Annotated in this window: 17 protein-coding genes, 1 other RNA gene and 1 pseudogene; 7 read left to right on the forward strand and 12 right to left on the reverse strand. The window is 42.7% G+C overall.

Annotated features, from left to right (window positions below; translation table 11 throughout):
* Nucleotides 1-24: 24 nt before the first annotated feature.
* Nucleotides 25-501 carry a MarR family winged helix-turn-helix transcriptional regulator gene (locus ACTRWF_RS00690; RefSeq protein WP_012518305.1) on the forward strand — a complete coding sequence of 159 codons (477 nt, stop codon included), beginning with the start codon at nt 25-27 and terminating at the stop codon, nt 499-501.
* 72 nt (nt 502-573) lie between these two features.
* On the opposite strand, the gene ACTRWF_RS00695 is transcribed toward ACTRWF_RS00690, so the two are convergent.
* Nucleotides 574-921 (reverse strand): RnfH family protein, encoded by a 348-nt coding sequence (locus ACTRWF_RS00695; RefSeq protein WP_012518304.1) that lies wholly within the window; start codon nt 919-921, stop codon nt 574-576.
* Complete coding sequence (locus ACTRWF_RS00700) at nt 918-1,349, reverse strand: type II toxin-antitoxin system RatA family toxin (protein ID WP_012518303.1); 432 nt, start codon at nt 1,347-1,349, stop codon at nt 918-920. The genes ACTRWF_RS00695 and ACTRWF_RS00700 overlap by 4 nt, the downstream gene beginning before the upstream one ends.
* A 145-nt stretch (nt 1,350-1,494) precedes the next feature.
* Here ACTRWF_RS00700 and smpB point away from each other — a divergent pair, with 145 nt between their 5' ends.
* The gene (smpB, locus tag ACTRWF_RS00705; RefSeq protein ID WP_012518302.1) at nt 1,495-1,974 is read left to right on the forward strand and encodes an SsrA-binding protein SmpB; all 480 of its coding nucleotides are present in this window, start codon (nt 1,495-1,497) and stop codon (nt 1,972-1,974) included.
* A gap of 102 nt (nt 1,975-2,076) precedes the next feature.
* Here smpB and ACTRWF_RS00710 read toward each other — a convergent pair whose 3' ends face one another.
* Entirely contained in the window at nt 2,077-3,300 is a 1,224-nt protein-coding gene (locus ACTRWF_RS00710) for an oxidoreductase (RefSeq protein WP_462834937.1), read from the reverse strand.
* A 385-nt stretch (nt 3,301-3,685) separates the two neighbouring features.
* Here ACTRWF_RS00710 and ssrA point away from each other — a divergent pair.
* Nucleotides 3,686-4,045, forward strand: a transfer-messenger RNA (tmRNA) gene (gene ssrA, locus ACTRWF_RS00715).
* A gap of 165 nt (nt 4,046-4,210) precedes the next feature.
* A pseudogene (locus ACTRWF_RS00720) lies at nt 4,211-5,457 on the forward strand (integrase domain-containing protein).
* A 122-nt stretch (nt 5,458-5,579) separates the two neighbouring features.
* Here the strand turns inward: ACTRWF_RS00720 and ACTRWF_RS00725 are convergent.
* The 4 genes from ACTRWF_RS00725 to ACTRWF_RS00740 form a co-directional block, all read right to left on the reverse strand.
* Entirely contained in the window at nt 5,580-5,981 is a 402-nt protein-coding gene (locus ACTRWF_RS00725; RefSeq protein ID WP_462835074.1) for a hypothetical protein, read from the reverse strand.
* Between the two features lie 19 nt (nt 5,982-6,000).
* Nucleotides 6,001-6,441, reverse strand: coding sequence for a hypothetical protein (locus ACTRWF_RS00730; protein ID WP_462834938.1), 441 nt, complete (start codon nt 6,439-6,441; stop codon nt 6,001-6,003).
* Between the two features lie 148 nt (nt 6,442-6,589).
* Nucleotides 6,590-7,234: a hypothetical protein gene (locus ACTRWF_RS00735; RefSeq protein WP_462834939.1), complete on the reverse strand. Its 645-nt coding sequence runs from the start codon at nt 7,232-7,234 to the stop codon at nt 6,590-6,592.
* 166 nt (nt 7,235-7,400) lie between these two features.
* Nucleotides 7,401-7,967: a recombinase family protein gene (locus ACTRWF_RS00740; protein ID WP_020743463.1), complete on the reverse strand. Its 567-nt coding sequence runs from the start codon at nt 7,965-7,967 to the stop codon at nt 7,401-7,403.
* A gap of 50 nt (nt 7,968-8,017) precedes the next feature.
* Between ACTRWF_RS00740 and ACTRWF_RS00745 the strand changes: the two genes are divergently transcribed.
* Nucleotides 8,018-8,539, forward strand: a complete 522-nt coding sequence (locus ACTRWF_RS00745; protein ID WP_462834940.1) for a DUF4437 domain-containing protein — start codon at nt 8,018-8,020, stop codon at nt 8,537-8,539.
* Nucleotides 8,540-8,618: 79 nt separating this feature from the next.
* Here the strand turns inward: ACTRWF_RS00745 and ACTRWF_RS00750 are convergent, their stop codons facing one another.
* The 4 genes from ACTRWF_RS00750 to ACTRWF_RS00765 all read right to left on the reverse strand — a co-directional run bounded on the left by ACTRWF_RS00750 (nt 8,619) and on the right by ACTRWF_RS00765 (nt 12,028).
* On the reverse strand, nt 8,619-9,461 hold the full coding sequence (locus ACTRWF_RS00750) for a DUF3307 domain-containing protein (protein WP_020743461.1): 843 nt from the start codon (nt 9,459-9,461) through the stop codon (nt 8,619-8,621).
* A gap of 64 nt (nt 9,462-9,525) precedes the next feature.
* Entirely contained in the window at nt 9,526-10,284 is a 759-nt protein-coding gene (locus ACTRWF_RS00755; RefSeq protein WP_462834941.1) for a hypothetical protein, read from the reverse strand.
* A 240-nt stretch (nt 10,285-10,524) separates the two neighbouring features.
* Nucleotides 10,525-10,947: a diguanylate cyclase gene (locus ACTRWF_RS00760; protein WP_462834942.1), complete on the reverse strand. Its 423-nt coding sequence runs from the start codon at nt 10,945-10,947 to the stop codon at nt 10,525-10,527.
* Nucleotides 10,937-12,028, reverse strand: a complete 1,092-nt coding sequence (locus ACTRWF_RS00765) for a GAF domain-containing protein (protein WP_462834943.1) — start codon at nt 12,026-12,028, stop codon at nt 10,937-10,939. The genes ACTRWF_RS00760 and ACTRWF_RS00765 overlap by 11 nt, the downstream gene beginning before the upstream one ends.
* Nucleotides 12,029-12,181: 153 nt before the next feature.
* Here ACTRWF_RS00765 and ACTRWF_RS00770 point away from each other — a divergent pair, with 153 nt between their 5' ends.
* Both ACTRWF_RS00770 and ACTRWF_RS00775 read left to right on the forward strand, forming a co-directional pair.
* Nucleotides 12,182-12,757, forward strand: a complete 576-nt coding sequence (locus ACTRWF_RS00770) for an exopolysaccharide biosynthesis protein (protein ID WP_020745852.1) — start codon at nt 12,182-12,184, stop codon at nt 12,755-12,757.
* Between the two features lie 125 nt (nt 12,758-12,882).
* Nucleotides 12,883-13,050 carry a hypothetical protein gene (locus tag ACTRWF_RS00775; protein ID WP_015067071.1) on the forward strand — a complete coding sequence of 56 codons (168 nt, stop codon included), beginning with the start codon at nt 12,883-12,885 and terminating at the stop codon, nt 13,048-13,050.
* A gap of 67 nt (nt 13,051-13,117) precedes the next feature.
* Here the strand turns inward: ACTRWF_RS00775 and ACTRWF_RS00780 are convergent, their stop codons facing one another.
* Complete coding sequence (locus ACTRWF_RS00780; RefSeq protein ID WP_015067070.1) at nt 13,118-13,969, reverse strand: sterol desaturase family protein; 852 nt, start codon at nt 13,967-13,969, stop codon at nt 13,118-13,120.
* Between the last annotated feature and the right edge of the window lie 128 nt (nt 13,970-14,097).

Consider the following 14,097-nt stretch of genomic DNA (forward strand, 5'->3'; position numbering starts at 1 on the left):
GGTTGCGCATTTGTTGGAAGTAACATGCGAAAAGAAGAAGAACTATTAGTGGCACTACGGCGCGTAATTCGCGCTGTAGACCTACGCAGCAAGCAGCTAAGCAAACACGTGGGGCTAACAGGCCCGCAGCTATTGGTTATGCAGAACATTGAAGAGCGCCCTGGTATTATGGTGCGCGAAATTGCAGAGAATATTAACTTAAGCCCTGCAACCATTACCAATATTCTGGATAGGCTAGAATCACGAGACTTAGCGACTCGCATTAGAAGTACGCAAGACAAAAGAAAGGTCGGCGTTTTCTTAACCGAACGCGGTAAGGAAGCGGTAGTGGATGCACCTCGTCCGTTACAAGAGCATTTCGTTGAGCGCTTTTCTCAGCTAAAAGAATGGGAACAAAGCCAAATGGTAGCAACCGTTCAGCGTATCGCTAGCATGATGGATGCAGAAGACATCGACGCCTCACCGTTTTTGGAACTGGGAAGTATTTCAGAAAAAAGCTAAATAGTATTCTTCTTAAAAAAATGGCCTTCAATTTGAAGGCCATTTTTATTTCTGTTGTTAATTAGAAAGCAATTAAGACTTCGCCTTAAGCGGGTTTACTTTCCCGCCCGTTACCTTATCAGCCCTGCCCTCTTCCTTTGCTTTTTCAGCCCTGCGCTTGCGTATCTCTTTCGGGTCTGCAATAAGGGGCCTATAAATTTCAATACGATCGCCGTCTGACAGGGTATCGCGAAGCTTAACCACGCGACTCCAAATGCCAACTTTAGCAGCCTTTAAATCAATTTCTGGAAACTGCTCGGTAATGTTTGAAGCAGCAATCCCCTCTTCAACCGTCGCGTTTTCGTGAATAGCCACTTCTACAATGGCTTGCTTGGTGGGCAATGCATAGGCAACTTCAATATTAATGAGTTTATTGCTCATGCGTAAACGCTCCTAGCACGCTCAGTGAACGCAGTAACCATACTTGTGGCTAAGCTATTAAACACTTTTCCAAACGCCATTTCAGCCAACTTATTGCTAAATTCGAACTCTAAATTAAGTTCAATTTTACAGGCCTCTTCAGAAAGCGCAGAGAACGTCCATCCACCTGTTAGTGAGCGAAACGGCCCATCGATAAGTTGCATCTGAATGCTCTTGCCTGGCTCTAACACGTTGTGGGTAGTAAACCACTGTTTTATACCTGCCTTGGCCACTAATAAAGAAGCCTTCATGCTTTGCGTAGATGTGTCGAGAATTTTGCTATCGGTACAACCTGGTAAAAACTCAGGGTAAGAAGCTACATCGTTTACTAAGTTAAACATGGCTTCTGCGCTATGTGCTACCAGCGCGCTTCTATGAATACTTGGCATTGATTCCACTACTATTAAAACTATTGGCGGCATTGTATCACAGAAAAATTGCTTCGCTTGTATTCGGTTTTGAACCAAATGCCCCCATATGAGTTATTAATGACAACTAAAGACATTCCCCCGAACAATCAGTATAATAGCGAGTATGAAAAAGAACAAAGCCAACAAAAACACCTCTGGAAATATCGCGCAAAATAAAAAGGCGCGTCACGACTATTTTCTAGAAGACAAGTTCGAAGCAGGTCTGGAGCTTCAGGGGTGGGAAATTAAAAGTATTCGCGCAGGTAAAGTTAATATCACTGACGCGTACATTATTATTCAAAACGCCGAAGCGTATTTAGTGGGCTGTAGAATTAGTCCGTTGAATCAGGCCTCTACCCACGTGGTTGCTGCACCAGAGCGCGCCCGCAAACTGCTGCTAAAGAAACGTGAAATAGATCGCTTAATGGGTGCTCGAGACCGCCAGGGTTACTCTATTGTCGCTACTTCCATGTATTGGAAGAAATGTTGGGTGAAGCTAGAAATTCACTTAGCTAAAGGTAAGCACGCCCACGATAAGCGCGACACCTTAAAAGACAAAGACTGGCAGCGCCAGAAAGAACGGATGATGAAACACAGCGTTTAACGCTGTGTTTTTCTATTCGCTGTAGCAAATAAATCACTAAACCCTTGGTTTTCTTTTTGGCGGAGCGAATCAACTAACAGCCGAGTGTGCCCTTAAGTTGTATTAATTCACGTCTCGCTTTGTCATTTTCTTGCGGTGCAACATATCTAGAATAAGGCTCCACAGCGGAGAAGGATTTCTTAGCGTTGTTAAATTATTTCCTAAACGCCTTAACTGTCTTCGCACCATAGCCATATTGGCAAGACTGGCAAGGGATTTATCTTTCCAAGCGCAATGGGGAATAATGCCTGAATAACTCCATTCCTGTTGCCATTTCTTTGCGAGATCAGGCGTAATGGCGAGCGCACTGGCTAAACCTACCAGTTCGCAGCCTTGCTGAATTACCCGCTCGGCAACTTCAGCGCGCTTAATACCACCTGTGGTCATAAGTGGAATGTCGGTTTTACTTTCCAGTGCATGCGCAAATTCAAGAAAATAGGCTTCTCGTGCCAATGTAGTATCGTCGCGGGTTTGACCTTGCATCGCTGGCGCTTCGTAGCTACCACCAGAAAGTTCAACCACATCCACTCCAAGCGCTTCAAGGCGATTAACCACCTCACACGCATCATCAAAAGAAAAACCGTTCTTCTGAAAATCAGCAGAATTAAGCTTAACCATTACAATGAAATCTTTGGCACACACTGCACGTACTTGGCTGACGATATTTATTAATAAACGAGCGCGATTGATTATAGAACCGCCCCACTCGTCTTGACGCTGATTGGTTAGCGGAGATAAAAACTGAGTAAGTAAATAACCGTGAGCAGCGTGAATTTCCACACCGTCAAACCCTGCTTTTTCGGCCTGCTTAGCGGTTTGTACAAAGCGTTTGCACACGTCGTGGATATCTTGGCAAGTCATTTCGCGAGGTTGAGCAAAGAGCTTCGAATGCTTACCCATATCAAGCGGAACCGCTGAAGGAGCTATCGCTTTTCCCTTCATCGCTTTAAATACCTGCCGGCCTGGGTGATTAATTTGCATTACTGCAAGCGCGCCGTTCGACTTAATAATCTTTGCCCACTTTTCAAATGGCGCAAGTTCGGTTTCGCTTTCAAGTGCAACGCCACCCGGCCCTGTCATCGCCGCCTTATCGACCATCACATTCCCAGTGATCACCATACCCAAATTGCCGTGAGCCCAATATCGATACAAAGCGTAGAGCGACTCGCCGGGTAAATTACCCATACTCGACATGTTTTCTTCCATAGCGGCTTTAACAAGACGGTTACGCACCGTTATGCCGCATGGCAAATTATAGGGGGAATACAATATGGATTCTGAAGACATTTACACTACTAGCCTTTTATTTATGCTCACGTACTTTAATGGTTATTAGCGCTAATTGCATCCTTGCACACGCACTTTACCCCTAAATAATTTGCTAAAAGTTTCGACAGCAAGTGCACAACTTGTAGCTTACACACCTGCCTTTTATACAGTTTGCATACTGCACCCCTTGAAAAATACGCAGCTGCCCCTATATATAAAGCAATTCGATAGTAAGCCAAGTGAACACTAGTCGCGAACTTGCGTTTAATATGAGGCGGTAAGCGGTTGAATTGCTAGATATATTTTTTGTTTGAAATATAGCCAAACCCTTAAAATTTATAGCAATTTTAAAAAGAAACCGTTTAACACTGAGAGATTTGTGTTATTATTGAAAATCACACTCGGGGCTGATTAGGATTCGACAGGATCTAGGAAGCCGGAGGTGCATGCAGAGGAGCGGTTGGCCTCTTAAAAAAGCCGCATTTAAATAGTCGCAAACGACGAAACTTACGCACTAGCCGCTTAATAACCGGTATAGGCCCTTCCACCCTAGTCTTTTCCTGCTAGCGGGGATTCGGAAGGTCATCCAAGTAGGATAGCGAGGGAACCTTGTCTGAGGGTGAACCGCGAAATAGTATCAGGCCAGCTGCAAGGAAATCCTGTTTGTCGGAGTTCCAAGCAGTTAAATAAATGACAAACTAAGCATGTAGTACCAAAGGTAGACATTTTCTGGACGCGGGTTCAAATCCCGCCAGCTCCACCAATTCAATAAATTAAGACGTCCTATGACGTCTTTTTTTATGTCTACAACAACGTAAAATCAATAACTTAGCGTATTTTAACGTTCAATAGCTTCCTCTAGCTTCTTTGATCTTTAGGTACACCATTGGGTACACTACGCAAACTAGATGAAATTGGTGTACCCATTATGGCAAAAGTTACTACACGGCTATCTGATAAAGAAATCAAATCTGCAAAGCCAAGCGAAAAAGAATATAACCTGTTTGATGGTGATGGCCTGCGACTTCGTATTAAGCCAAATGGTTCTAAAAATTGGATATTTAATTACTACAGACCTACCAGCCGTAAAAGAGCTAATCTCAGTCTAGGTAAGTATCCTGACCTATCACTAGCGAATGCTCGTAAAGCGACACTTGAAGCAAACGAGTTACTTGCGCAAGGCATAGACCCTCAGGAAGAGCGTAAACGTCAGATGCAGGAGTATAAGTCTGTCCACCAGCATACATTCATTAACGTAGCTAAAGAATGGTTTGGAATTAAAAAGGACGATATTACACCTGACTACGCGGTTGATATCTGGCGTTCTTTAGAGCTACACATATTCCCTTCAATATCGAAAGTTCCGGTAAGTGCTATTACTGCCCCACAAATTATCGACTTACTTAAGCCAATTGAGGCTAAAGGAAGTTTAGAAACAGTAAAACGCTTATCACAGCGCCTAAATGAAATAATGAACTTCGCTACAAACTGTGGGTTTATTCAAGCTAACCCACTTGTAGGGATTAAAGCAGCATTTAAAAAGCCGAAAAAGGAAAACATGGCTGCACTGAAGCCAGCAGAACTACCTGAGCTTATGAGAGCAATTGCCAATGCTAGTATTAAGCGAACCACACGCTGTCTTATTGAATGGCAACTGCACACTATGACAAGGCCGAGCGAAGCATCTGGTGCTATGTGGAAAGAGATTGATATGGAAAGTAAGGTTTGGACAATTCCGTCGGAACGTATGAAAAAACGCAGAGATCAGCGTATTCCACTTACTGACCAGATGATGGCACTTCTTGAAGTTATGAAACCAATCAGTGGCCATCGCGAGTTTATATTCCCTTCTGACCGTGACCGAAAAAGCCATGTAATAGCCAAACAGCAAACATGGCTCTTAAACGTATGGGCTTCGCTGGTCGTTTAGTTAGCCATGGCCTGCGTTCATTAGCGAGCACTACGCTAAATGAACAAGGTTTTGACCGCGACCTGATTGAAGCAGCCCTAGCGCACGTAGATGATAACCAAGTACGAAGTGCTTATAACCGAACAGATTACCTTGAACGTCGCCGCCCTATGATGAATTGGTGGAGCGAGCAAATTCGAGAAGCAGCTACTGGCAGTTTCTTAGTTAGTAGTGTAAAGCAAACAGTAGTGTTAAATATAAGTTAAGTGTTCACACCTTCTAACCAGTGATCCAGAACGCTAATTAAATTTAAGTGCTGCGTTAGGTACACCTTATACTAAATTGAAGCATACAAAATATATGTCATTAGAATAAAAGGTTTCTATATCTAACCACGATAAGGCGCCTTTGAGTATCGCATGCGAAACATATTTCCTGTAACTTGCATGTACGTTCTTAGGAAGTCAGCTGCTAATTTTTTCTCTCTACAAGGGCCTATAAATATTTCCGATATTGGTAAGAAGCCTTCATCGTCACGCTCTAATTTAAACTCATAATAGGGTAATAAAAGACCATTTTTCGTACGCCAGCAAGAAGTGGGGCTTTTCCACGAAAATGGTCCGCCGACGAGTCGCCACTCATTTTCTTCAACAAACGACGAGTGCTTCATTATTGAGCCGACTCGAAGAAAGTGACCGTAAAATTTGCTATCGTGAACGACTTCAGAATAATCAGAAACTCGACCTTGAGATCTAAAAAAAGTTACAGACTCATCAATAACTTCCTCAATTACTCTCGCTTTTTTAGCGTCATTGTATAGACATTTTTCTAGTCGATAACCTTGTGCATGTGCAAGGTGTTCTAGAAAAGAGCGTCAAGCCGACTGAATAACCTCCAAGACCACAGTACCCACGCCATTGGCTAAGTTGGTCAGGGTTCTCAGTCATTGAAAATATAAACGTTCTGGCTCCATTGCTTGACTTTAGCGTCTGCTCCATTGCCTCAAAGTACTTCATAAGATCGACATCGATTTGTTCTTTCTTTCTATTGATAATTTGCAACGCAAAATCAACCGCATGAGAGAACTCTTTAGAGTCATTCATATATTGGATCTGTGTTGTCCAAAGCGACTCGTTATCTAAGATACCTTTTAACCCATCAACGGATGTATAGTGAAAAAGCCTATCAAACCTTTCGGCTCTATCTGTTTCCGCTAATGTAGCTCCCAGTTCTTCTTCAAAAAAATTCATATCTTCTAAGCCCTAACATTTTAGAGGCGCAGTTAGCTAAGACTCTGTAAATAGAGTAGCGCTGCTAAGCTTAAGTTTTTTCTCATCGACTTAATGACAATGCCTATATTAACTTTGTCTACTACTTTCAAAATCTGAGTAAACAATATTAGTTGCTCATAGGCGAAGGCTCTCTATTATTTCTCAAGTCTCCCACCCAGTGATTGTTCAAAAGCTTTTTATCGAGTTCAGGTTTTAACACTAATACGAGACTCCTCATCACATTTATAAGTTCAGTCATTTCGTAATCGTTATGTTGAAATACTCGAAGCATATAATCATGACTTAATTCATAGGCGTAACGAAAATCCTTAAACCTATCGTTATTTAACACCAAGACGTCTTTAACAGATTGATGTTCATAGGCAGTATGTCCCATTATCTCCATAAGTTTTTTTTGCTGTATATAACTAGGGCTAGACTGAACCCGATTATTAAACTCGTGTTCAAGTTGAATCTTCCAGTCATCGGGTAACAGCTCATACATACTTACCAAGCCGTGACCATACTTTGGTTTGTGAAACTCCTTTGGAGAATGCCCATCTAATACCAAAAGAGTTTTGATTAAGAGTTCAAAAGCAAATGAAGTTGTAACATAGTAGGCAGGAGTGAAGTTGAGCGTCGGTTCTAGTCTATTCTCTGGAGGCCATGAGTTCACGGTATATTTAATTGCGATTGATGCCTGATATATTTTTTCCGCGTGGGAAAAGATATCGTCTGCGGTGATTTCGCTTTTTTTCTTCTTCATTTTCATAGAGTGTCCTTCCATATAAAGTTCGGTGATAAAAACCGCCTGTTCCATAAGCTACAGATTACACACACCAACAACCCAACTCAATTGCCGATTCAGAAATGCGTTCACAAAATATTTTATATTCACTTCGAAGTTTATGTACAAAATACAAAGAATTTTTGAGCCCCTATTTGTTCCAATGCCGCTTCACTGTCGCAATCCCTAGCCCCAATACTTCAGCAGTTTTAGACTGAGACAACCCTTCAGCTTTCTTCGCCTGAACGGATAGCGTTGTCGCCTTAGCTACTGGACGCCCTAGCTTTCTTCCTTCAGCTTTTGCTCGTTCAAGCCCTTCTTTTGTCCTCTCTCTAATCCTGTTGCGCTCAAACTCTGCAAAAGCAGAAAACATTTGAAGCATAAGCTTACCTTCTGCACTAGAAAGATCAGCCACTGGCAAATCTAGGCACACCACCTTGATTCCTTTATCAGTGAGTAAATTAATTGTACTTTGCACATCAATATTGTCTCGACCTAAACGGTCTAATTTCAAAACCACCAGCATATCCCCTTTTTCCATCTGGTGATTAATTAGCATTTTAAACTTTTCTCGCTTCATGGCTTCGACCGAGCCCGAAACTGTCTCGCTGACTGTCCGTGAATCAAAAACTTCATATCCTTTTTGACGGATAGCTATGACTTGGTTTTCTGTCGTTTGCTCTGTGGTAGAAACTCGACAATAAGCAAATATACGCATTATTCAGTTAACTTCCTTTTTGGTGTCATCTACTGGGGTATCATATAATATTGGCATCATTATTAAAATACCCTAATTTAATGATACCAAAGAAGACACAAAAAAGCTGGTATCAACATACGAACCTTATTTACCTTGAAATTGATGAGGGACCGTATTTAGTTCAACCGTCAAAAGAACATTTCGACAATGGTGAGCGACCGGTAAATCTGCACGTGGATAACATGGTGTGGCTTCAAGAAAGCGACCTGGTTAATATCGCCGCCAACGATGTTTCTGCCACTTACCTTTGGGGCGATACCAATAATGTTTACGGCACACTGGTTAAGCTTCCAAAAGGCTTTGAAGGTTCGATAACATCCAGTGGTGATGAGTTTAAAGCCGTAGTTATCCAAGGTAGTTTGAGTTACATAGACGAGAATAAATCCAATGCGCGAACGCTTAACGCAGGCAGCTATGTTGCTTCTTCTACACCGGCTAAGCACCGCCTTCGCAATATAAGCGACGATGAGACTATTGTTTACGTTAGAGCGTCGTCTAAGTACCAGGTTAACGACTTAGTGAGTAGATAATAGCGTTTGAAATACCCATTATTCGATTCATCAAACAGCATGGTTCGTAACATAGCTTTTATAAACGAATTAATGCTTTTCAGGGTTTAATGGGTAATCGCCCTAATGCGGCAGCGCATAGTAAACCTATAACAAGGGTCATTGCTACGCTAGTAAAGGTGCCTAGCAGCACGTATTCAGTGAGCTTTCTGTCTTGGTGTTTAGTGAGATCGCCAAAGCGGAAAATAGATTTCGCAGCAATAAGGAATCCAATTGCGGAAAACTGGTTTAATAATACAAAAGTCAGCATTAATACCCTTTCTAGATACCCTATGCGCTGCCCAGCTAAAGACAGGGTTTGCTGCGCTTCGGTGCTAATGGTTGGCGGGTCGTTGGGGTGAGTGGTTTGTGTGTTGCTCGATAATACTTCACTACTCCACGGCGATAACAGCTGTTTAATAACGATGGAGCTGGGTTTAAGTACAGCCAGATACGCCAACGTTATCACCAAGTCGCCAGCGCTAAGCTGCCTTAACGCACTAAGAACATACTGCCACTGATCGGTAGCGTATAAAAATACGCCTAAAAGAACGACCACATGCGCTATTTGGTCAATAACAAACGCTGTCGTGCTTTGCACACAATACGATTTGATAACATCAATTTTAAAATGTGATACCGCGATAATAATAGCGCCAACACCTATTGTGGTTAAGCTTATATTTTCAGATAACAGTAGCAGTACAGCTCCAGCAAGAACGCCGTGTATAAGGGTGTGTATGTATAGAGGTAACGCTAAAGCATGGCGTTCATTTCTTTGCTTTACCCATGCAAAGGGCTGAAAATAAAAATCAGCAAGGATATGTGCCAATAATAGTCCCACCAGCAATTCGGGCTGCTCTATAGTCGTCACCATACTGGTATCTAGGTTATCAGCTAGCATTTCTCGCTCCTTTCACAAGCTCGCTTTTTAATATGTTTACACCCAAGGCGTAATGACCGCGTTATTATTTTACAGGCGCGTTACTCAATAGCCGGTGGCCAAGTTTCCACACGTTAATTTCCTGCTCCATGTAGCTTAGGTATTCTGCTACCAGTTTGTAATTACTGGCATTTAGAATTCTACTCACATTGCTTCTATTTTTATTCAATATGGCAGCCACGTTTTCATGGCTTTTGTCTGACGCTTCGATATAGGCCAATAAGGTTTGAGATTGGGTAGGCGTTAGCCCTGTAAGGTGAGCATCAGCGAAACGCGTGATTAACTGTGTACTGTTTTCAAGCGCTTGATGGCTCGTATGAAAAGCGAGGTGGTAAGGCTTAATATCGTCAAGACCCCTGCCTGACAACACAAAGGCTTCCCCCGTTCCCGTTTTCACCTCTTTTGCGCGAAACTGTGCGTCCCCCACAGCAGCACTAATTCGAACATCTACGCTCGGGTTTAGGGCTTTTAGCGCTAGCCGTAGCCCAATAGCAATCAGCATAATGTGCTCAGGCTGCTTAACGACTAACTGAAACGCGTCCCCCCTGTAAACATCAAAGTCTCCGCTGTATTGGTCAGCGTATTTTGAGAGTAGCGCCTTGAGGGTGGCTAGAATAGAAGTAAAATCGTCATCAGAAAATGATTGAGACTGGGATATATCGCCAGTAAGTACACCTGCTTTGTGGTCACTTTTATCGTTCAGCTGCACGTCATTTAACCGCTTAGCAGCGTCTTGACGTGTGTCACTACTTCCCGATTTAGTGTGCTTACCTGACTGTACCATGAGCGGCTCCCGTTCTTAATGTCACCATCATTTTCAATGGGTCTAACGCTTTACTATACACAACAACCCATAAAACACAAAAACAATCACATATTAAAATGTGATTACTTTTAATCACAAAGTAACATGTGACTATTTAAAGTGGTGTAACTTAACGCGCTGATAAAGAAAACTCATATTGGAGGGTGAGTGCTTAAGGTTTGTTAACCTTACTGAATGCTTCATTGAGTGCCTCGAAGGCTAAAATTTAGCGCAGTTCCTGCCGGCGTTCTTAGCCCGATATAGCGCCGCATCTGCTTTTTCAAGAAAGGAGGTCGCGCTTAGTTTGGTCTCCCCTCGCATAGATTCAGGCTCGGTTTCGCTCCAATCAAGGCAAACCATACCAATACTCACGGTGAGCGTTTTAGAACATTGAGATTTTTCATGTGCTATCGATAAATAGGTTACGTTTCGAAGTATTCTCGCGGCTATTGTCGCAAGTGAATCAGAAGCTGTACCTAGAAGGATGACTGCGAACTCTTCTCCTCCAAACCTTGCAATTAAATCGTCACTTCCCAAACAGCTATTTGACAAGGTTTCGGCAACGCTTTTAAGTACAGCGTCCCCCGCCACGTGACCGTAACAATCGTTATACTGTTTGAAATGATCAACATCAATAAGCAATAAAATTATAGGAATTTTTTGCTCGTTGCAGCGAATAATATCGGTTTAGCGTAGCGTCAAACAATCGCCTATTTAGAATACCAGTTAGGCCATCAATGTTGGCTAAACGCTCCAGTTGTTTGTTTGCTTCAAGTAATTCTAACTGCATTTTGTGTAACGCTTTTCGGTTGTGAAGGTTTTGGAGTGTACTACCAAGCATTTCACCTATACGGCGCAAGTATTCAATATCGTAAGCTTTCCAAGCATAAGGGCTTCCAATAATGTCGCACCCTAGAAAACCGTACATCGTCCCATCAACCATAATGCGCACACATAAAATTGAGCAAATACGTTGCTCTTCGAACATTTGCCTTTCTTCAATCGCAAAATCAGGAATAGACGAAACGTCGTTGACTTTAAAAATTCCATTTGAAATATGGCTTATAAAGAAAGGCATAGTATCGGTGGGCATATTTTGCAACTCGTCGATGTAAGGCGTAACACCTGCTGCAGTCCACTCATGCGTATTCGACATTATTTGACCAACGTTACTGAACTCAAATAAATAACATTTATCTACATCACAAAAAGCCCCGAACGCAGCTAGCGCTTGGTCAATAATACCATCTAGCTCATGAACACTAGAATTGATTAATTTAGATGAAAAGTTCGTAAGTAATTGATTAAAAGCAATATGCTGACTAACTGCTGATTCCTTGTGACTATCATTCAACAGGTCGGTAACGTTTGTTTTAATACGGAGGACCGTCCAATCACCTGACGGAGTGTTAACCATTCCCCCTTCAATATAGCAATTCATCGTACGTGATTGAGTCTGAAGCCGGCACTGCTTGGCAAGCTGTTCCCCAGACTCTACAAGAAGAAAAGGGTCAGCACGACCAAGCATCTCTTTCTTTGAGTACGGGTCGTAAAACGTAAGAGAGCTGCTTGTAATACCACTTGGCTCGATTATTCCAAAATCTTTTTCAAAGTATTCGCTCGCGTATACCTTATTGCTATCAGTACTTTTAAACAAAATACTCGATGGCATTTGACGCAAAATTGAAAGGGCTTCTTTTTTATTCAAAACAGTTCTCGACATTCGATACTCTTTAAATGTAGCACTAAATATGCCGATTTCCTTGGCCTCACGCATTTCATAAAAAATTTCGCCTATTGGTTTATTAAACTTATTTAAGATGACAGCGTATTCAAAAAGGGATAAGGAATTTCAAACGGGAACGAAGCATTAATCATGAGCGATTCAATCGTTGAATTATTAGATGAGATGTATGATGAACAAAGCGAAAAGACGTCATTAGGCGAAGTAGTGGAACGCTTTGAAGATAGAGGCTTTGGCCCGCTCCTCTTAATGCCTGCTCTTATTGCTTTGCTTCCCACAGGGGCTATACCGGGCGTACCAACCCTGTGCGGCTTAACGTTATTTTTTATCTGTATACAAGCGGCTGTTGGGCGAAAAAGCCCATGGCTCCCCAAAGTACTAAAAGAGAAAGAAGTAAGCTCTGATAAGCTAGAAAGCGCAATTGATAAAGCAAAACCCTACGCCCAAAAGACCGAAAAGCTACTTAAGCCCCGCATGACTTTTCTCTCTCACACCCCCGCTAAAAATATCATTGCGGGATACTGTGCTATTGCAGCCCTTGGTATGATCCCCCTTGAAGCACTTCCTTTCGCTGTCGCTTTGCCCGCTTTTGCACTTTGCATAACAGCGCTAGGCATGGCGAACCGTGACGGCGTGTTTCTGTCCCTTGGCATTTTACTCCAGCTAGGTACAGGTTATCTGGTATTTAAAGCTATTGGCATGATGTAGCGCTCTAGCGCACGACTACACGGCAACTATTCACTTTTTAACATTAAGCTCTTTGTTTTATTCAAGGTTACTTTGAAGTTGTTGTTAGAGAAGTAAATGGCCTGGTCGAAGCATCTGCGTTCATCATGCAGCAAAATGCGTCCCGCCGCGATGACTACTGTACCACTGAGGTAACCGTTGACGAGGTAGAGGCCCACACTGGTCTTGATATCATGCCCATATTGCCAGTAGAAAGTGAAAGCAGTGTAGAAGGTACTCTTGGTGGCCTTTCTTTACAACTTGGATGTAGCTAAGCTGACTGTATGCGACTCAGGCTTATGCGATACCGCTAAAGATGAATATTGTAGGGTGGTTAACGCCCTACTTATTTTTAAATGGCTGCATTAGCAATGCCCTAATAGACGCATTTTCTTTTACTGCAGGTACGTCTTTTTGCCCAATAGGTAACGTTTCATCGCTGTATTGTGCCCGTGGAGTGAAACTATTAAACAAGCGATCCCACCACGACACGCTGAACCCATAGTTTGAATTTGACTCTGCTTTGGCCTGGCTATGGTGAATACGGTGAAGGCGTTGCGTTATTAAGACCCGCCCCACTTTGTCATCCCACTTTTGCGATAGTCGTATATTGGCATGATTAAACAGCGCAAAGCCATTAAGTGCCACTTCAAAGATAACAATAGCAACAGCAGGTATGCCTAACAGTGCCACGGCAGCGGCCTTTACGCCTAGGCTGATAGCAATTTCAACGGGATGAAAGCGAAGCCCTGTGGTGGTATCCACATGACTATCAGCATGATGCATTTTGTGAAAACGCCATAACAGAGGTACGGTATGAAATAGCCTATGCTGCCAATAGATGATCATATCTAGCAGTATTACACTTAAAGTCACTATGACGGCGAATACGACGCCGCTACTTTCGACAGCATCACTTATTCCTGTTAACGATGACCCGCTTTGCGCATAGCCTAACATTACATTGAAAAGCCCAAAGTCTTCTTGCTGCGCCCACACCGACACACCGACTAAAGTGGCGGGCAACAGTACCCGAGATATCAATGCGCCCAACACGACCATAGACAAGTTACCCACCCAGCGTGTTTTTCTATCGAGCACCGCTTTACGCGCTGGATAACGCGCTTCTAACAGCGCCATGCACACGAATATGCCAAGAAACACGCTTAAGCGAATAGCTGATGTATTATCCAACGTATACTCTCCTTGTCATAAACCTCTATCATAATACTTTTTCAACAATACGCGTTCTAACCCTTCACACTTTGCCATCATAAACAGGTGTTTAAGCGGCCATAACACAATGCTCACGGTTACACGCA

This window comes from Alteromonas sp. G5_S2_22_S1, assembly GCF_054968525.1.